Here is an 18,412-nt window from a genome sequence, read left to right as displayed (position 1 = left end):
GTGCACCCCGACCCCGTGCGGGGACACCGGCAGCGGACGGCGTGACACGTCGGCGGGCCACTCTGCGTCAGCCGCGGCCGTGCGGGCCGCGACCGTCCAGAAAGCCGCGGGACGGCAGGTCCCGCCGCGCTCGCAAGGGACGAACACCGGTTCACCGGACCCCGATAGCGGGCAAAACGATCAGGGACGGTCCGAGAGCTGACGGTCGGCCCGGGAAGGAGCACCACCATGGCAACGCCTCTGTCCGCCGACAGATTACTGAAAGCGCTGCGCGACGAAGGCCTGCGCGTCGTCGAGCACCGGAGCTGGCGGACGCACAACCGCAACCACAAAGGCCCTTGGGGCCCGGTCAACGGGGTGATGATCCATCACACCGTCACCTCGGGAACCCAGAGCTCCGTCGAACTCTGCTACAACGGGCACTCCAGCCTGCCCGGACCACTGTGCCACGGCGTGATCGCCAAGGACGGCACCGTGTACCTGGTCGGCAACGGGCGGGCCAACCACGCCGGCCTCGGGGACGACGACGTGCTGCGGGCCGTCGTCAACGAGACGGCGCTGCCCGCGGACAACGAGGCCAACACCGACGGGAACCGGCACTTCTACGGTTTCGAGTGCGTCAACCTCGGTGACGGCAAGGATCCTTGGCCGGCCGCGCAGCTGGAGGCCATCGAGAAGGCGTCCGCCGCGATCTGCCGGGCGCACGGCTGGTCGCAGCGCTCGGTGATCGGCCACAAGGAGTGGCAGCCGGGAAAGGTCGACCCGCGCGGCTTCACGATGGACGCGATGCGCGACCGGATCGGGCAGCGGCTGGGCGGCAACCCCGACGGTCCGCCTGCTCCGCCGCCCCCGCCGCGGTACGAGCCCTTCCCCGGCGCGGCGTTCTTCCAGGTCGGCAGGCGCAGCGCGATCGTCACCGCGATGGGCAGGCGGCTGGTGGCCGAGGGCTGCGGCCGCTACGAGGTGGGGCCGGGGCCCGCCTGGTCGGAGGCCGACCGCAAGTCCTACGCCGCCTGGCAGCGCAAGCTGGGGTACTCGGGCGGGGACGCGGACGGCATCCCGGGCAAGACCAGCTGGGACAGGCTGAAGGTGCCCAACGTCTGACCGCCCGCCGCGGCGGGCGGTCCGGGCCGCGTCCCCCCGGGGGGCGCGGCCCGGACCGCCGTGCGCGCGGGCCGGCTCACCGGCCGCGCGAGGCCTCCAGCCACTCCAGTGCCCACGGCTCCAGGTCCAGCACGGCACGTTCCACGAGGACGGCCAGGTCACGGTGGGTCCATGCGTCCCCGTGCTCGGCACGCAGCTCCTCGCACAGCCTCAGCAGCTTCCTGACGGTGGGCAGGGACAGGCCGTACTCGTACGCGGTGTCCTCGATCAGCCGCTCCATGACGCTCATGCCGGGTCAACGAGCCGCGGGGGACGGGGGACACCGCGCTGCCGGGTCATCGGCATGCCTCAGGTCCGGCTCGCCGTGCAGTCCGCCGGTGTGGGTCTGCCCGTCGGCCAGGCGAGGCCCACGAAGCGGATGCGGCCGGGTGCGTCCGGGGAAAGCTCCACGACCGACACCGCCTTGTTGTAGGGGTTGCCGTAGTTGTCGAGGCAGATCCAGCCGCTCGCGCCCTCGACCTTGCCCATGCCGTGCAGCCGCAGCCACGCGTCGCCGATACGGCCGAGGGCGGGGATGACGGGGTCGCTGTCGTCGCGCATCCGGATGGCGGTGATCGCGGTGAGGCCCGCGTCGTAGAAGGTGATGGTCCGCGAGTCGGTGAGCTCCACCTCGCCGATGTCGCCGGCCTCCTTGCTCGCGACCAGGTCGGCCAGGGTGCGGTAGGCGGCGGCCGAACCGCCGGTGGCGGGGGCCCGGGGCCCGGTCCAGGCGTCGGGATGGGCGACCGCCGCGTACTGGAGGGTGACGCCCTTGCGGAAGGCGTCCCAGTCGAGGAGCGCGTCGGAGGAGAGGGTGGAGGCGCCGGATCCGGTGATGACGGTGTACTTCTTCTCGGTGCAGCCCCGGTTGCCGAGCTCGTTCACGAACTGCCGCAGCTGGACGGGGCGTCCGGCGAAGTAGACGACCCGGGCGGGCGAGGTGCAGATCGTGTCGACCATCTGGTCGAAGGCGTTGGCGGTGGTGCCCTCCTCGTGGAACTCGTCGGGGGCACGGAACTGCTCGGGCGCCCTGGGCGATCCGGCGGTCCGTTCGGCGAAGGCCCGCTTGAGGGCGTCGACGTAGTTGTCCCCGGTGCGGACGTCCTCGACGACGAGCGTGTGCTTCGGGTCGATGTCCTGGTGGAAGTGGGACAGGGCGCGGGCCTGGTCGGTGGTGGTGGGCACCACGCGGGCGAGACCGGGGTAGGCGTCCGGGCGGGCGGCGCTGTTGCCGAGGTCGTCGGCGGTGATGGGCCCGCCGACGACGGGGATGCCGCGCTCGCGGGTGAGGTAGGCGATGGCCGCCTGGGTGGTCGCGGTGGAGACGTCGAAGCCGATGACGGCCCGCAGGTTGTCCTTGCCCGACTCCGACATGTCGCCGAGCTGTTCGGCCACGGCGCGCCAGTGGTCGTGGTTGCGGCCGGGGTTGGCGAGCAGCAGCCGTATCGCGGGCTTCTTGCTGTTGGAGTCGTGGTTGGCGCGGTACTGGGCGAGGTAGGCGCCCTGGACCTCGTGCAGGGTCTTCCGCTGCTCGAAGGGCTGGGCCGCGGTCATGGGGAGCATCACGGCGACGGAGACGTGCGGTTCGTCCCGGATGCGTTCGTTCTCGGCCTTGATGCGGGCGCTGACGGCGGCGAGGTTGTCGGCGAAGACGAAGCTGCCGTCGGTGACCCCGGTGCACTCCTCGCGGCCGTCCGGGCCGCGTTCCTCGATGCCCTGCCCGCAGGACGGGTCGGGTCCGAGGACGGCGAACGCGATCCAGGCCGCGCCGCCCAGCACGACGAGCGCGCCGAGGAGGGCGGCCGCCTTGGTGAGCGGGCCGCCGGGGAGTCTGCGGAGGAACGACGTCATGACGGATCCCCTTCCGGGACGGGCAGGCCGGGGGCCTGGACCCCGGCCCGCAGACGGGCCGGCCAGGCGGCGGACGCCTCGCGGTAGGCGGCGTGCGCGGCCCTGTTGCCGTACAGCGTCTCCAGCGCGATGCGGACGGTGGTCAGTTCGTCCTCGCGGGGCGCGAGGGTCAGCGGGTCGGACAGGCGCCACAGCAGGGGGACGAGACTGGCGACGGCTTCGTGCTGCGGGCTGGGCCGGTCACTGCCGCAGGCGGTGCAGGACAGGGGCGCCGCCGGGGCCGGCGGCCGGTAGCCCGGCCGGGGACGGGGCGCGGAGCAGACCGTGTTGAGCGTGGTCAGCCACTGGGCGGGGGCGGCGCCGGTGAAGCGGTGGTGGAGTGCGCAGACGACCTCCTCGGTGCGGCCGAGCGCGAGGGTGTGGTGGAGGTAGGTGTCGCCGCGCGGGTCGCACAGGGAGCGCAGCCGCAGCTGGGTGTCGCGCCAGCGCTCGTGGGTCGCGGTGGCGGCGAACCGGTGGCGCAGCACCAGGTCGAGGGCGCGGTCCCCGTCGAGGCAGGAGGCGCGGCGGTGGTCGTCGGTCTCGCGGACGCGCGCGGCGACGAGGTCCGCGGAGTGGTCCTCGGGGTGGGCGAAGGTCCACAGGCCGCGCCGGGTCGCGGCGTCGGCGGCGGCGGACAGCAGCACCAGCCGTTCCCGCATGACCGGGTCGGGCAGCAGTTTGGCGAGCAGTTCGGGTGCGGCCGCGTCGAGGAGGTCCGCGGTGTCCAGGTTTCCGGTCTCCCGGACGCGGCGGACGGCGGTGTCGGCGAGGGTCCGCGCGCTGGCGGCACGGCCGCCGCTGTAGCGGGCGACCAGCCGGGGCAGGTGGTCGGGGTAGTCGACGGGGCTGAGCATCTCGGCGATGTGCGCGGGCTCCACGTCGGGGATGCGCAGCACGAGCGAGCCGGCCGCCGGTACGGCGCCGGCGGCGTCCGTGAGCGGCGGGTGCGGTGCGCCGCGGCCGAGCAGGGTGGCGAGGACGACGGGCCGGGTCACCGGTCCGGGCCGGGGGCCGCCCGCGCCCTGCTCCAGCAGGGCGAGGAAGGCGCGGCCGGTCGCCGTGTGGGCGTTGTCCACCAGGAGCAGGGGACGCGGTTTGCGGTTGAGCCGCCGCAGACGGCCGTAGTTGCCGTCGATGTCGTCGAGGAGGGCGGCCACCAGGTGCTCCTCGGCGGTCCGCCGCCGGTCGTCCAGGCGCCGGAAGACCCGCACGAACTGGAACAGGCGCTGGAGCGGGTCGCCCTGGTAGCCCTGCGATCCGTGGAGCCTGGCTCCCCACCAGGCGAGGGCGCCCTTGTCCGGTTCGCTGCGGAGCAGCTGCTGGCGGGCGGCGTCGAGGACGATGCCGGCGAGGGAGTCGAGGCCGGGTACGGCCGAGAGCACCTGCGGCAGGTTGTCGGTGACGAGGTCGAACCAGCGGCCGAGGCTCTCGCGGCGGCGGCGTGGATCCGCGTCCTCGGCGGTGACCAGGGTGCGCAGGTCGGCCTCGGCGCGGCGCAGGTCGGGCGGCCGCACGTCCCGTTCGTCGGCGTTCAGCGGACGCCACGCGCTCACCACCAGCAGCCCGAGGGAGAGCCGCGGGAAGGCGAGCGCCCTGCCGAAGTGGCGCACGTCCAGTCCGAGCCGGTACGCCAGCACGTACAGCAGCTGGGTGAGGTGGGAGGCGTTCGGGGCGTCCTCGTCGGCCAGGTCGGCGACGCCCGGTTCGCCGAACCCGGGCGCGTCGAGGTCCACCCGGGCGAGCGGGACGCGCCCGTTGTAGGCGTCGTGGACGGCGTCGATCAGCGCGGTCCGGCCGCTGCCGCGGCCGCCGACGATCTCGACGACCGGAGCGCCCGCCGGGAAGGCGAAGGGGACCTGGTAGTTGCCGGTGTGATGGAGTCCGACGAGCCGGGGCACGAAGTCCTCGTGCAGTGTCTGCTGGCCGTACAGTCTCCCGCCCATCCCGCTCCCCCGTCTCCCCGGCACGGCGAGGAGATCAACTCGCCGTGCACTGAGGGAACTTACCCGTCGGGGAGGCGGATCACGAGGCTTGTGCGGGCCTGTTCCGCACCGTGCAGAACTGTGACGTGACAGTGTGTCAGCTACACCGCCGGGGCTACTCCTCGCCGTGCCACAGGGTGGTGATGTTGCAGAATTCGCGGATGCCGTGGCCGGAGAGCTCCCGGCCGTATCCGGACCGCTTCACTCCGCCGAAGGGCAGGGCGGGGTGGGAGGCGGTCATGCCGTTGAAGAACACCCCGCCGGCCTCGATGTCCCGGGAGAAGAGCTCCTGTTCCGCCCGGTCGCGGGTCCAGGCGTTGGAACTCAGCCCGAAGGGCGTGTCGTTGGCGAGGGCGACGGCCTCCTCCGGGCCGGCGACCCGGTACAGGGTGGCGACGGGCCCGAAGGCCTCCTCGCGGTGGATGCGCATGGCCTCCGTCACCCCGGTGAGCACCGTGGGTTCGTAGTACCAGCCCCGCTCCGCCCCAGGGGGACGCCGTCCGCCGCAGGTCGCCTCGGCACCGTGGCCCACGGCGTCGTCGACGAGTTCCTCCAGGTCGGCGCGGCCCTGCTCGGTGGCGAGGGGCCCGACATCGGTCGACTCGTCCATGGGGTCGCCGACCCTCAGCTCCCGCATGGCCGCGGTGAACCGGTCGCGGAACGCGTCGTGGACGTCCTCGTGGACGATGAACCGCTTGGCGGCGATGCACGACTGCCCGTTGTTCTGGACACGTGCGGTGACCGCGGTGGCGACCGCGCGGTCGAGGTCGGCGGAGGGCATCACGATGAAGGGGTCGCTGCCGCCGAGCTCCAGGACCGTCCTCTTGATCTCGTCACCGGCGACCGCGGCCACCGCCCGGCCCGCCGGCTCGCTGCCGGTCAGGGTGGCCGCGGCGACCCGCGGGTCGCGCAGGATCCCCTCCACGGCACCCGAGCCGACCAGCAGGGTCTGGAAGCAGCCCTCGGGGTATCCGGCGCGGCGGAACAGGTCCTCCAGGTAGAGGGCCGTCTGCGGCACGTTGGACGCGTGCTTGAGGAGGCCGGTGTTGCCCGCCATCAGCGCGGGTGCGGCGAACCGGACCACCTGCCAGAGCGGGAAGTTCCACGGCATGACGGCGAGGACGACGCCGAGCGGCCGGTACCGCACGACGGCGCGGGAGGCACCGGAGTCGTGGACGTCGGCCTCGTCGGGGTGCTCGTCGGCGAGCAGGCCGGCGGCGCGCTCCGCGTACCAGCGCATCGCCTTCGCGCACTTGGCGGCCTCCGCGCGGGCGGCGGTGACGGGCTTGCCCATCTCGGTGGTCATCGTGCGCGCGATCGCGTCGCGGTCCTCGTCGAGCAGATCGGCGGCGCGGTTCAGCAGCGCGGACCTCTTCTCGAACGAGGTGGTGCGGTGGTGGGTGTACGCGGCCGCCGCGACGGCGATCCGACGTTCGACGTCGCCGTCGTCGAGGGCGTCGAAGGTCTTGAGCGTCTCCCCCGTGGCGGGGTCGACGGTGGCGATGGGCATGGACTCTCCTGTGGTTGCTCGGGCCGGCGTCCCGCCGCGGCCCGTGCGCGGCACGGGCCCGGCGGACAGGGGGGTGGAGGGTTTCCGGGAGGCCGCGCTGGCCTTCGGCGGTGTCGACCTGGTCGTCAACAACGCCGGCATCTCCATCTCCAAGCCGCTGCTGGAGACCACCGCCCGGGACTGGGACCTGCAGCACGACATCATGGCCCGCGGCTCGTTCCTCGTCTCCCGCGAGGCCGCCCGGCTGATGGCCGCGCAGAAACTCGGCGGCGACATCGTCTACATCGCCTCCAAGAACGCCGTCTTCGCCGGCCCCAACAACATCGCCTACTCCGCCACCAAGGCCGACCAGGCCCACCAGGTGCGTCTGCTCGCCGCCGAGCTGGGCGAGCACGGCATCCGCGTCAACGGCGTCAACCCCGACGGCGTGGTCCGCGGTTCCGGCATCTTCGCCGGCGGCTGGGGCGCCCAGCGCGCCGCCACCTACGGCATCGAGGAGGACGAGCTCGGCGAGTTCTACGCCCAGCGCACCATCCTCAAGCGCGAAGTCCTGCCCGAGCACGTCGCGAACGCCGTCTTCGCCCTCACCGGCGGCGAGCTCACCCACACCACCGGGCTCCACATCCCCGTCGACGCCGGCGTCGCCACCGCCTTCCTGCGCTGACACCCACAGACGCCTGCCGCCCGGCCCGCCTGACCCGGCCGAGCCGCGGGCAGGCCGGCGGCGGACTTCCCGCAGAGCCATCCATCCCCCGCACAGGGCTCTGCCCCGCCGCCGGCCACCAAGCCAACCCGCCCCACAGGGCCACCCCGAGGACCCCACATGACCACCAGACCCAGCTCCCACGTCTACCCCTCCGCATACGCCGCCGTGGATCTCGGAGCCACCAGCGGCCGCGTCATGCTGGGCCGCGTGGGCAGGGGACACCTCGACCTCACCGAAGTCCAGCGGTTCGACAACACACCACTCCACCTCGCCGACGGACTGCACTGGAACATCACCGCACTCTTCCAGAGCACCCTCGACGGACTACGCGCCGCAGGAGCGGTCGCCGACATCGCGTCCATCGGCATCGACACCTGGGCCGTCGACTACGGCCTGCTCGACACCGACGGCACCCTCATCGGCCCCCCGTACCACTACCGCGACTCCCGCACCGCCCCCGTAGCCGACGACCTGGCCGAATCCCTCGGCGCCCGCGAGCTCTACCGCATCACCGGCCTGCAGCATCTCCCGTTCAACACCATCTTCCAGATCGCCGCCCACCGGAGGACGGCGGCCTTCGACAACGCGGACAAGCTCCTCCTCATCCCCGACCTGCTCACCAACTGGCTCACCGGCACACTCGGCACGGAGGAGACGAACGCCTCCACGACGGGCCTGTTCGACGCGAGCAGCGCGACCTGGTCTCCCCACCTGCTCCAGCGGCTCGGTGTCCGCCCGTCGCTTCTCCCACCCCTGCGCAGGCCCGGAGACGACGCCGGCACACTCCTCCCGCATGTCGCCGCCGCAACCAGCCTTCCCGACAGCACACCCTTGACCGCAGTCGCCTCCCACGACACCGCCTCCGCAGTCGCCGCCGTCCCCGCGCAGGACGACCACTTCGCGTACATCTCCTGCGGCACCTGGTCCCTCGCCGGACTGGAACTCGACACACCAGTCCTCACCGAGGCCTCCCGGCAGGCCAACTTCACCAACGAACGCGGCGTGGACGGCACCATCCGCTACCTGCGGAACATCATGGGCCTGTGGCTACTCGAAGAATGCCGCCGCGCATGGCACGACCAAGGGCTGCCCACCCACCTGTCCGGCCTGCTCACCGCATCCGAGCGCGCGGAGCCCTTCGCCTCCGTCATCGACCCCGACGACCCGTCCTTCCTCGCCCCCGGCGACATGCCGCACCGCATCCGCGACTTCTGCCGGCAGCGAGGTCAACGCGTCCCCACCAGCCAGGGCGCCGTCGTGCGATGCATCCTGGAGAGCCTCGCCCTGGCACACCGCACCGTGTTCTCCGAAGCCGCCGCACTGGCCCGACGCACCATCACCAGAATCCACCTCGTCGGCGGCGGATCCCGCAACGCGCTGCTCTGCCAGCTCACCGCGGACGCCACCGGTCTGCCGGTCACCGCGGGCCCGGCGGAGGCCACCGCGATCGGCAACGTCCTCGTCCAGGCACGCGCGGCCGGGGCCGTCAGCGACCTGGCGCACATGCGGACACTCATCGCGGACACGCAGGCCCTGCGCGAGTACACGCCCCGAGGACGGCAGGCCGACTGGGACGCTGCCGCGTCCCGGCTACGGCCGTGAACCACGCCGACCGGACCCCGATCTCCGGATCGACCGGCCCCGGGATCAAGGACGTGGCCCAGTACGCGGACGTGTCCGTGGGCACCGTCTCCAACGTGCTCAACCACCCTCAGCGCGTCTCGGAACGCACCAGGGAACGGGTCCAGCACGCCATCCGGGAACTCGGGTATGTCCGCAGCGAGAACGCCCGGCAACTGCGCGGCGGAAGAAGCCGCATGCTCGCCCTCCTGGTCCTCGACCTGGCGAACCCCTTCTATGTCGAGATCGCCCGCGGCGCCCAGGAGGCGGCACGAGCCGCCGGGTTGGGGGTCATGGTCTGCAGCAGCGGCCCGGACGGCGCGGACGAGTCGCACTACCTCAGCCTGTTCGCCGAGCACCGGGTGCGAGGTGTCCTCGTCACCCCGGCGGCCACCACGACCCCAGTTCTCGGAACCCTCCGCCGACAGGGCATCCCCTACGTGTTGGTGGACGGGGCTCCCGCCGCGACTGACGCCTGCTCCGTGGCCGTCGACGACATCGTGGGCGGTGAGATGGCCGGCCGCCACCTCGCTGCTGCGGGCCATCGGTCGATCGCGTACGTCAGAGGAGACGCGCAGCTGCATCAGGTCAGCGACCGCAGGACAGGCATCCTTCGCGCCCTGAACGCAGCGGGTGAGTCGGCCGGTGTCACGGAGATCTCGTCTCACACTTCAGGAGTGGCAGGCGGCCGGGACGCGTTCGCACGCATTCTCGGCCTGCCCGATCGGCCAACGGCGGTCTTCTGCTCCAACGACCTGATCGCCCTGGGAGTCCTGCAGGCCGCCTACGAGGCCGGCATCAGCGTGCCGGGTGAGCTGGCCATCGTCGGCTACGACGACATCGAGTACGCCGCCTCGGCAGCCGTACCGCTCACCTCCGTGCGCCAGCCGGCGCGTGAGCTGGGCTTCCGGGCCGTCGACCTTCTCCTCAACGAGATCGACAACACCGACGGAACCCACTGTCACAGAGACGTCGTCCTGCTCCCCGAACTCGTCGTGAGGAAATCGACAGGCCTCTGATGCGGCCCACACCCATGCCAGCCAGTGAGGACGTTCGCTTCGATGGCGCGGTCTTGTACTGGCGATGCACAACTAAAGGAATATTGGCCCTTCTTGGGGTAGCGTCCCAGCTCAGCAAGTGTGGACCCCGCGCCCGCGGAGATGCTCCGTGCCACCACCTGAGCCGGGTTTCCCGCGGGCGGCCGACCCCGCGCCCGCGGGGCTGCTCCGGACCGGGGCCCCGCAGGAATGCTCGAGTGCTCCAAGAAGGCGCCTGACCCGGGGAAAACCCCAGGTCAGGCGCCTTCTTTCCCGCCGCTAGAAGAAGCCGAGCTTCTTCGGTGAGTAGCTGACCAGCAGGTTCTTCGTCTGCTGGTAGTGGTCCAGCATCATCCTGTGCGTCTCGCGCCCGATGCCGGACTGCTTGTAGCCGCCGAAGGCGGCGTGGGCGGGGTAGGCGTGGTAGCAGTTCGTCCAGACGCGGCCCGCCTGGATCGCGCGGCCCGCGCGGTAGGCGGTGTTCGCGTCGCGGGTCCAGACGCCGGCGCCCAGCCCGTACAGGGTGTCGTTGGCCTTGGCGATCGCGTCGTCGAAGTCGGAGAACGACGTCACCGCGACGACGGGGCCGAAGATCTCCTCCTGGAAGACCCGCATCCGGTTGTCGCCCTCGAAGACCGTGGGCTGGACGTAGTAGCCGCCCGCCAGCTCGCCGCCGTGCTCGATGCGCTGACCACCCGTCAGGATCTTGGCGCCCTCCTGCTGCCCGATGTCGAGGTAGGAGAGGATCTTCTCCAGCTGGTCGTTGGACGCCTGCGCTCCGATCATGGTGTCCGTGTCCAGGGGGTGGCCGGGGACGATGGCCTCGGTCCGGGCGATGCCCGCCTCCAGGAACTCGCCGTAGTGGCCCCGCTGGATCAGCGCCCGCGACGGGCAGGTGCACACCTCGCCCTGGTTGAGGGCGAACATGGTGAAGCCCTCCAGGGCCTTGTCGCGCAGGTCGTCGTCGGCGCGGGAGACGTCGTCGAAGAAGATGTTGGGCGACTTGCCGCCGAGTTCGAGGGTGACCGGCTTGATGTTCTCGGAGGCGTACTGCATGATCAGCCGCCCCGTCGTGGTCTCCCCGGTGAAGGCGATCTTCGCGACGCGCGGGCTGGAGGCCAGCGGCTTGCCCGCCTCCACGCCGAAGCCGTTGACGACGTTCAGCACACCGGGCGGCAGCAGGTCGGCCACCAGGCTCAGCCAGACGTGGATCGACGCGGGGGTCTGCTCGGCCGGCTTGAGCACCACCGCGTTGCCCGCGGCCAGGGCGGGCGCCAGCTTCCAGGTGGCCATCAGGATGGGGAAGTTCCACGGGATGATCTGCGCGACCACACCCAGCGGCTCGTGGAAGTGGTACGCGACCGTGTCGTCGTCGAGCTCGCTGAGCGCGCCCTCCTGAGCACGCAGCGCGCCCGCGAAGTAGCGGAAGTGGTCGACGGCGAGCGGGATGTCGGCGGCCAGCGTCTCGCGCACCGGCTTCCCGTTGTCCCAGGTCTCGGCGACGGCGAGCTTCTCCAGGCCGGCCTCCATGCGGTCGGCGATCTTCAGGAGGATGCCGGCCCGCTCCGCCGCCGACGTCCTGCCCCAGGCGGGCGCCGCCGCGTGGGCCGCGTCCAGCGCCTTCTCGACGTCCTCGGCGGTGCCCCGCGCGATCTCGGTGAACGGGCGGCCGTCGACCGGACTGGGGTTCTCGAAGTACTGCCCGCGGGCGGGCGCGACGTACTCCCCGCCGATCCAGTGGTCGTAACGGGACTCGTACGAGACGACCGCGCCGTCGGTGTTCGGCTTCGCGTATCGGGTCATGTCCTGGGCCTCCCGGTGTGCGCGCGCCGCCCGCCGTCGGGCGACGCTCGCGAGGAGGCTAGGAGCCGTGACGTTGCAACCGCGTTGCGTCCCTCACCCCCGCTGCCACGCGTCCAGCGCGGCGGCCCGGGCGAGCGCCGGAGCCCGCTGGGAGCAGGGCAGCGCGGCGGCGAGCGCCCGCCAGACGGGCAGGTCCTCGCCGCCCCAGGCGCTGTACGCCCAGTCGGCGAGCAGCGCCGGATCGCCGCGGGCGACCAGGGCGGCCCGCAGCCCGTCCGCGAGCCGGTCGCGCAGCCGTGACACCGCGGGCGCCCGCGACTGCGGCAGCAGCGGCCCCGCGTACGCGCCGAGCGCACCCGTCAGGGCGCCCGCCGCCAGCCGGCGGGTCACGGTGTCGAAGTCCGCCTCCACGGGCAGCGCGAGCCGGTACGGACGCGACCGCAGCACATCGGGGCCCAGCAGGCGCCGCAGCCGGGACAGTTCGGCACGCAGGGTGACCGGTGTGACGCGCTCGTCCTCGTACAGCTCGACCAGGAGTTCGTCGCCGCCGATGCCCTCGGGCCGGCCGGCCAGCACGGTGAGGATCTCGCTGTGCCGGCGCGACAGCCGCAGCCTGCGTCCGCCCGCGGTCAGCAGCGCCTCGTCCCGGCCCAGCGCCGTCAGGCGGGCGCACGGGTCCGGGGCGGGCGGTGCGAGCAGCGCCAGTTGGGACTCGGCCGCGCGCGCCACCGCTCCGACGAACGCCAGACTGTGCGGGTGGGCGAGCCGGTCGCCGCCGGTGATGTCCACGGCGCCCAGCACCCGGCCGGTCGCCGGGTCGTGGATCGGTGCCGCCGCGCAGGTCCAGGACTGCACGGGCCTGAGGAAGTGCTCGGCCGCGAACACCTGCACCGGCCGGCCGACGGCGATCGCGGTGCCCGGCGCGTTGGTCCCCGCGGCCGTCTCGGCCCAGCGTGCCCCCGGCACGAAGTTCATCGTGTCCGCCCTGGCCAGGGTCGCGGCCGGCCCCTCCACCCAGAGCAGCCGCCCGTGCGCGTCGCACACGGCGACGAGATGCTCGCCGTCCCGCGCGTACGCGCCGGTCAGTTCGCGGATGACCGGCATCACCCGGGCGAGGGCGTGGGCGTCGCGGTAGGCGCCGAGGTCCTCGCCGTCCAGCTCCACTCCGGCGACCCCCTCGGGACTGACCCTGGCGCGCGCCGACCGGCGCCAGGAGTCGGCCACCTCGGGACGCACCGGCAGCTCGACTCGGCCCGCCGTCAGGTACGCGTCGTAGGCCCTGCGCAGTGCCGCGCTCCGCTCCGCGGGGTCGGCTCCGGGCTCCAGGGCCACCCATGAGTCGCTCACTTCGGCCTCCCTGCGACCCATCGTGACCCGGTGGACGGCGGCCGACAAGCGTCCGGGGCGCCCCTCTTCGTCCGTCCCTCCGTGGCTTCTGCGGACCGCGAGGGGCGGACGCGGCCCGGCTCCGCCGGCGGGCCTCCGCGCACGTGCCGGGGGAGCGGGCCGGTTGCGGAGAAGCCCCCGGTCCCGGCGAAGCCGCGGGTCCGGTGCCCGTCAGGCGAAGTTCACCAGCCGGATGTAGCGGGTCCAGTCCCACAGCGGCCCCGGGTCGGTGTGCGTGGCGCCCGGCACCTCGTGGTGGCCGATGATGTGCGCGCGGTCCTTCGGGATGCCGTAGCGGTCGCAGACGTACGCGGTCAGCGCGGCGGAACGCTCGTACAGCGCATGGGTGAAGTACGCGGGGCGGTCCACCCAGCCCTCGTGCTCGATGCCGATGCTGCGGGTGTTGTAGTCCCAGTTCCCGGCGTGCCAGGCGATGTCGCGCTCCTGCACGCACTGGGCGACGTGCCCGTCTGACGAGCGGACGACGTAGTGGGCGGACACCTTGCGGGCGGGGTCCTTGAAGATCGACAGGGTGTCCGCGTACGTCTCCTGGGTGACGTGGACGACGACGAAGCGGATGGGGTACGCCGTCGGCCTGCTCGACGCCGTGCGGTTGGACGTCGCCGCGGCGCCCCGGAGCAGGTGTCTGCGGTCCATGGGACCTCTCCTGTCGGTGTGACCTGTGGGGGTGTCAGGGACCATGAGCATCCCGTGCCGGGGGCCGCGCGGCACGGAGCCACGCGACACCGGCGGTGCGGATGTCGCGGGCCCCTGCCGGCGGCCGGCCGGCGGAGCGAGCCCATACGGTACTGGCGCGGCACCTCTCGCGACAGATGGCCCGCACCGGCAACAGGGTTGCAGGGCAGGGGAGTTGGCGCCCGAGGGGGCGCTCGCGCACGGTGGCGGGGGTCTCCGTGCGGCCACGCTCCCCCCGGGGAGTCCTTGTGCGCGCACGCCCCCGGGAGCCTCCGTGCGCCCCCGGCGGCACCCCGCCTCAGGCGCCGCCCGGCTCCGTCGCGATCTCCGGGGGCGGCTCGGACGCCGAGTCCAGGGCCGTCGCAGGGTCGGGCGACGGCGGGCCCGCGGGCGCCCAGACCTCCCCCTCCCTGCGGTACGGCCACCAGCTCCCGTCCGGGCCCAGCCGCAGCTGGAGACCCTCGCCGACGACCGTCCAGCGCGAGGCTCCCGCGGCTCGCAGCCGAGGCCGCCCGGCCTCCCCGGCGGGAGCGTCCCACGCCGACTCCAGCGCCGCCGTCGCCCGCGCCAGCAGAGCCCCGCCGGGCGTGAAGTCCGTCTCCAGGACGGCGAGTCCGGCCGCTCCGCCGTGACGCCAGGCCCGGGCCGCGAGCTCCAGCCCGGCGCGTGAGCGACCGGTCGCCGCGGCCAGCCGCGCCGCCACCGCCGGCGGCGGGGAGGCCGCCGCCAACCGCACCGCGTCCTGGTCCGGGGTGAGAGCGGCCTGCAAAGGCTGCTCGGCGTGCGCGGGGGCGAGGGCCCGCGCCAGCAGCGCCAGGGCGCGTGCGGCGGCGTCCTGGGCCAGGAACTCCAGGGCCTCCGGGTCCACGCCGGGGGCCGGCGGCGTCCCGGTGTCGAGAGCGGGCGGGCGGCCGGCCCCGGCGGGCAGCGCCGGCCCGTCGGGGAGCGCGGGCAGGATGCCCGACGCCGCGAACGCCTCGTCCGCCCGGACCGACGACCCGGGCTCCGGGCCGCCGGACGCCGCGGGTCCGGACGGCACGGCGGCCCGGGCGGCGCTGCGGGACTGGAGGTCGTCCAGCAGCCGCCGTTCCCCGCGTCCGCGCAACAGCAGCAGCACGAAGGGATCCTGGTCCAGCAGCCGGGCGACCTGGTAGCAGAGCGCCGCCGTGTGCGGGCACAGGTCCCACGCCTCGCAGGAGCACTCGGGCTCCAGATCCCCGATGCCGGGCAGCAGTTCCACCCCGGCCGCGGCCGCGTCCTCCACCAGATGCGGTGGCATGTCGTGGTCGAGCAGCGCCGCGATGTGACCTGAGCGCTCCACCGCCACACCGAGGAAGCGGTCCCACTCCTCCTCGCGCAGGACCGGGAGCAGCACGTCGCCGCGGTACGCCGTGCCGTCACGGTCGCGCACCACGGCGGTGATCCGCCCCGGCCGGACGGTGACCGCCCCCACCGCTCCCGAACGGGCCTGCCGCCGACCGCGCTTCAGCTGCTCGCCGTCGAGCGCGGAGTCCTCCAGGGCCCCCAGCCACACCTGTCCCCACCAGCTCGCGGCGAAGCCGCGGCCACGCGCCGGGGGCAGCGCGTCGAACGTCCGCTCGCCGTCGTCCCCTCCGGTCGCCGCCCGCTCCTCGTCGTGCCCGTGACTCATCGTCCGCTCCCTCGCAGTTCCACGAGCTCCGCCAGCTCCGCGTCGGTCAGTTCCGTGAGTGCCGCCTCGCCGGCGCCGAGCACCGCGTCGGCCAGCTCCCGCTTGCGGTCGAGCATCTGCGCGATCCGGTCCTCGACGGTGCCCTCGGCGATCAGCCGGTGCACCTGCACGGGCCGGTCCTGTCCGATCCGGTAGGCGCGGTCGGTGGCCTGCGCCTCGACGGCCGGGTTCCACCAGCGGTCGTAGTGGACGACGTGCTCGGCGCGGGTCAGGTTCAGACCGGTGCCCGCGGCCTTCAGCGACAGCAGGAAGACGGGTACGTCGCCCTGCTGGAAGCGGTTCACCATGGCCTCCCGTTCGCCCACCGGGGTCCCGCCGTGCAGGAACTGCGTCCGCACGCCGCGGCTCGTGAGGTGCGTCTGCAGCAGCCGTGCCATCTGCACGTACTGGGTGAACACGAGCACGCTCGCGCCCTCCGAGAGGATCGTGTCCAGCAGCTCGTCCAGCAGTTCGAGCTTCCCGGAGCGGCCCGCGAGGACCGGCCCGTCCTCCTTGAGGTACTGCGCGGGGTGGTTGCAGATCTGCTTCAGGCCCGTGAGCAGTTTGACGACGAGCCCGCGGCGCTCCATTCCGCCGGCGTCGGACACGGCGGCCAGCGCCTCCCGCACGACCGCCTCGTAGAGCCCGGCCTGTTCGGCGGTCAGGGACACGGCACGGTCGGTCTCCGTCTTCGGCGGCAGCTCGGGGGCGATCCCCGGATCCGACTTGCGGCGGCGCAGCAGGAACGGCCCGACGAGTGCCGACAGCCGGGCCGCCGCTGCTGGGTCGGTGCCGCCCTCGACGGCATCGGCCCAGCACCTGCGGAAGGTACCGAGACGGCCGAGCAGCCCCGGCGTGGTCCAGTCGAGGATCGCCCACAGCTCGGAGAGGTTGTTCTCCACGGGAGTGCCGCTGAGCGCGACCCGGGCCCGGCTCCCGATGGTGCGCAGCCGGCGGGCGGTGGCCGCGTAGGGGTTCTTGATGTGCTGCGCCTCGTCGGCGACGAGCAGCCCCCAGCCGGTGTCCGCGAGCCGTTCGGCCTCCAGCCGCATGGTGCCGTACGTGGTCAGCACGACCTCGTCGGGCGCCAGGTCCGCCAGGGACCGGGACGCGCCGTGGAAGCGGCGAACGGGGGTGCCGGGCGCGAAACGCTCGATCTCGCGCTGCCAGTTGCCCATCAGGGACGTCGGGCAGACGACGAGCGCCGGTCCGGCGGCCGACGGATCCGTCTGCCGGTGCAGGTGAAGGGCGATCAGGGTGATCGTCTTGCCGAGGCCCATGTCGTCGGCGAGGCAGGCGCCGAGTCCGAGCGAGGTCATGCGGTGCAGCCAGTTCAGGCCGCGCAGCTGGTAGTCGCGCAGTGTGGCCGCGAGCGCCGCCGGCTGCGCGATGTCCGGGCCGAGGGGGCCCGGGCCGGCGGAGCCCTCCGGATCGGCGAGGGCGCTGCGCAGGCGTTCCAGCGCGCCGGTGGCCGTGACCTCGACGCGCCACCCGCCCACCTCGGCCGATCCGGTCAGCGCGGCGGCGAGCGCGTCCACGGGGGAGAGCCGGTGGTCCTCGGACTCCCTGGCGCGGCGCACCTCCTCGGGGTCGATCAGCACCCATTCGTCCCGCAGCCGCACCAGCGGTCGTCCCGACTCCGCGAGCCGGTCCAGCTCGGCGCGGGTGATCTGCCGGTCGCCGAGGGCGAAGCGCCAGTCGAAGGCGAGCAGGGCGTCCGCCGACAGGAAGGACGGCAGGCCGGAGGACTCGTGCCCGGTGCGCGGCCGCCCGGCGCCGGCCGCGTCGTCCGCCGCGTCGTCCGCCGCGGCCGCGGTGCCGCCGACGACGGCGCGCGCGGTCAGGCCGCGTGCCAGCCGCCGGGGCCAGTGGACCTGGAGACCGGTCGCGGCGAGGGCCTGCGCGGCGTGGCCGAGGAGGTCCGTGACCTCCTCGTCGGCGAGGTCGATGGCGTCGGGCACCGCCGCGTGCAGCAGCGGCGCGAGCGGCGGCCAGGCGTGGGCCGCCCTGCGCAGCGCCAGCAGCGCGTCGAACCGCGCCCGCGGGCCGAAGGCCGCCGCGGGCCCTCCGGTGCCGGACCAGACGTCGGCGGCGTCGGCGACGACCGCCGCGTCGGCGACACTGTGCATCTGCACCACCGCACGGAAGGACGGGCCTGCGCCGTCGGCGTCCGCCGCGTCGAGTCCGAGGACCTCGACGCGCAGCGACAGCCGCACGCCGGCGTCGTGCCCGGCGGCGATGTCGGCGGCCCACGCCCGGTGGCCGGGCAGGTGCTGCGGCTCGGCGGCCGTGTACGCCGGACCTCCGGCGGCCCGGACGGCCGCGGGGGAGCGCGGCAGCGTGTCGGCCACGGCGTCGGTGAACTCCCGCAGCAGCCGCTCCGGTTCGGGCATCAGCAGCGGGTCCGCGTCCGGGTCCGGCGGTACGGCGTGCGCGGACGGGGGCATGGACGCGGCGAGCCGGCGCAGCGCGCCGAGGTCCTCGGGAGCGAGCGGGCCCATCCGCCAGGCGTCCGCGTCCGTGGCGCTGAGGCCGGGCAGCAGCAGGCCGCGGGCGGCCAGGTGCAGCGCGAGGACGGTGGCGGCGCCCCAGAACGAGGCCGCGGCGGACGCGGTGGCGGCCGTCCGCGCGCGGGTCAGGACCGGCAGGGCGTCGGCGACGGACAGCAGCAGCGCGGGGACCTGGGCCGTGCCGAGGCCGTCGTCCGTGACGACCGTCAGCCGCTCCCGCGGTACGTCGGGCAGCCCGAGCCGGCCCGGCTCGTCCGGGCCGGGTCCGTGCGTCCCGTCCGACGGCCGGTCCTGCCCCGGTCCCTGAGCGGGCGTGGGGCCCGTGTAGGGCGGGACGTCGGGGAGGAGGAAGGCGACCCGGCCGGTGCGCGCCGGGTCGCCGGGGAGGAAGAGGGCGGGGCAGGCGACGAGGGCCTGGAGCGCCGCGGTGGAGAGG

At 73.8% G+C, this 18,412-nt stretch carries 12 protein-coding genes and 1 pseudogene; 4 read left to right on the top strand and 9 right to left on the bottom strand.

Annotated elements, in window-relative coordinates; all coding sequences use genetic code 11:
* Positions 1-228 precede the first annotated feature (228 nt).
* Positions 229-1,104 (top strand): peptidoglycan-binding protein, encoded by an 876-nt coding sequence (locus EAO77_RS30350; protein WP_147991533.1) that lies wholly within the window; start codon positions 229-231, stop codon positions 1,102-1,104.
* A gap of 76 nt (positions 1,105-1,180) precedes the next feature.
* Here EAO77_RS30350 and EAO77_RS30345 read toward each other — a convergent pair whose 3' ends face one another.
* From EAO77_RS30345 to EAO77_RS30330, 4 genes are all read right to left on the bottom strand, one after another.
* Positions 1,181-1,393: a hypothetical protein gene (locus tag EAO77_RS30345; RefSeq protein ID WP_147991532.1), complete on the bottom strand. Its 213-nt coding sequence runs from the start codon at positions 1,391-1,393 to the stop codon at positions 1,181-1,183.
* A gap of 59 nt (positions 1,394-1,452) precedes the next feature.
* Positions 1,453-2,994: a hypothetical protein gene (locus tag EAO77_RS30340; protein ID WP_147991531.1), complete on the bottom strand. Its 1,542-nt coding sequence runs from the start codon at positions 2,992-2,994 to the stop codon at positions 1,453-1,455.
* A complete protein-coding gene (locus EAO77_RS30335; RefSeq protein WP_147991530.1) occupies positions 2,991-4,979 on the bottom strand; it encodes a hypothetical protein in 1,989 nt (662 codons plus the stop codon). Before EAO77_RS30335 ends, EAO77_RS30340 begins: the two co-directional genes overlap by 4 nt.
* 154 nt (positions 4,980-5,133) lie before the next feature.
* Positions 5,134-6,528, bottom strand: coding sequence for an NADP-dependent succinic semialdehyde dehydrogenase (locus tag EAO77_RS30330; protein ID WP_147991529.1), 1,395 nt, complete (start codon positions 6,526-6,528; stop codon positions 5,134-5,136).
* Between the two features lie 82 nt (positions 6,529-6,610).
* On the opposite strand from EAO77_RS30330, the pseudogene EAO77_RS30325 reads away from it, so the two are divergent.
* The 3 genes and pseudogenes from EAO77_RS30325 to EAO77_RS30315 form a co-directional block, all read left to right on the top strand.
* Positions 6,611-7,192: pseudogene (locus EAO77_RS30325) on the top strand (SDR family oxidoreductase); the annotation flags it as partial.
* Between the two features lie 159 nt (positions 7,193-7,351).
* Complete coding sequence (locus EAO77_RS30320; protein WP_147991528.1) at positions 7,352-8,836, top strand: rhamnulokinase; 1,485 nt, start codon at positions 7,352-7,354, stop codon at positions 8,834-8,836.
* Positions 8,833-9,873, top strand: coding sequence for a LacI family DNA-binding transcriptional regulator (locus EAO77_RS30315; protein WP_261994201.1), 1,041 nt, complete (start codon positions 8,833-8,835; stop codon positions 9,871-9,873). Before EAO77_RS30320 ends, EAO77_RS30315 begins: the two co-directional genes overlap by 4 nt.
* A gap of 297 nt (positions 9,874-10,170) precedes the next feature.
* Here EAO77_RS30315 and adh read toward each other — a convergent pair whose 3' ends face one another.
* From adh to EAO77_RS30290, 5 genes are all read right to left on the bottom strand, one after another.
* Entirely contained in the window at positions 10,171-11,694 is a 1,524-nt protein-coding gene (gene adh, locus EAO77_RS30310) for an aldehyde dehydrogenase (RefSeq protein WP_147991527.1), read from the bottom strand.
* 93 nt (positions 11,695-11,787) lie between these two features.
* Entirely contained in the window at positions 11,788-13,041 is a 1,254-nt protein-coding gene (locus EAO77_RS30305; RefSeq protein ID WP_261994200.1) for a GAF domain-containing protein, read from the bottom strand.
* Positions 13,042-13,251: 210 nt separating this feature from the next.
* A complete protein-coding gene (locus tag EAO77_RS30300) occupies positions 13,252-13,788 on the bottom strand; it encodes an N-acetylmuramoyl-L-alanine amidase (RefSeq protein WP_410088737.1) in 537 nt (178 codons plus the stop codon).
* 286 nt (positions 13,789-14,074) lie between these two features.
* Entirely contained in the window at positions 14,075-15,427 is a 1,353-nt protein-coding gene (locus tag EAO77_RS30295; RefSeq protein WP_147991524.1) for an SWF or SNF family helicase, read from the bottom strand.
* Positions 15,424-18,412, bottom strand: a 2,989-nt coding sequence (locus EAO77_RS30290) for a DEAD/DEAH box helicase (RefSeq protein WP_147991542.1), incomplete at its 5' end; no start/stop codon positions are given. The genes EAO77_RS30295 and EAO77_RS30290, both read right to left, overlap by 4 nt.

The sequence above is a fragment of the Streptomyces sp. T39 genome (assembly GCF_008042045.1).
In the GTDB taxonomy this organism is placed as follows: Bacteria; Actinomycetota; Actinomycetes; order Streptomycetales; family Streptomycetaceae; genus Streptomyces.
Note: the sequence above shows the minus strand (reverse complement) of the source record. Positions and strands in the feature narration are given on the sequence as shown.

Bases quoted from the DNA above. Each gene is read 5' to 3' on its own strand.
- EAO77_RS30350 (WP_147991533.1), top strand. From the start codon at position 229: ATGGCAACGCCTCTGTCCGCCGACAGATTACTGAAAGCGCTGCGCGAC.
- EAO77_RS30345 (WP_147991532.1), bottom strand. From the start codon at position 1,393: ATGAGCGTCATGGAGCGGCTGATCGAGGACACCGCGTACGAGTACGGC.
- EAO77_RS30340 (WP_147991531.1), bottom strand. From the start codon at position 2,994: ATGACGTCGTTCCTCCGCAGACTCCCCGGCGGCCCGCTCACCAAGGCG.
- EAO77_RS30335 (WP_147991530.1), bottom strand. From the start codon at position 4,979: ATGGGCGGGAGACTGTACGGCCAGCAGACACTGCACGAGGACTTCGTG.
- EAO77_RS30330 (WP_147991529.1), bottom strand. From the start codon at position 6,528: ATGCCCATCGCCACCGTCGACCCCGCCACGGGGGAGACGCTCAAGACC.
- EAO77_RS30320 (WP_147991528.1), top strand. From the start codon at position 7,352: ATGACCACCAGACCCAGCTCCCACGTCTACCCCTCCGCATACGCCGCC.
- adh (WP_147991527.1), bottom strand. From the start codon at position 11,694: ATGACCCGATACGCGAAGCCGAACACCGACGGCGCGGTCGTCTCGTAC.
- EAO77_RS30300 (WP_410088737.1), bottom strand. From the start codon at position 13,788: ATGCTCATGGTCCCTGACACCCCCACAGGTCACACCGACAGGAGAGGT.
- EAO77_RS30295 (WP_147991524.1), bottom strand. From the start codon at position 15,427: ATGAGTCACGGGCACGACGAGGAGCGGGCGGCGACCGGAGGGGACGAC.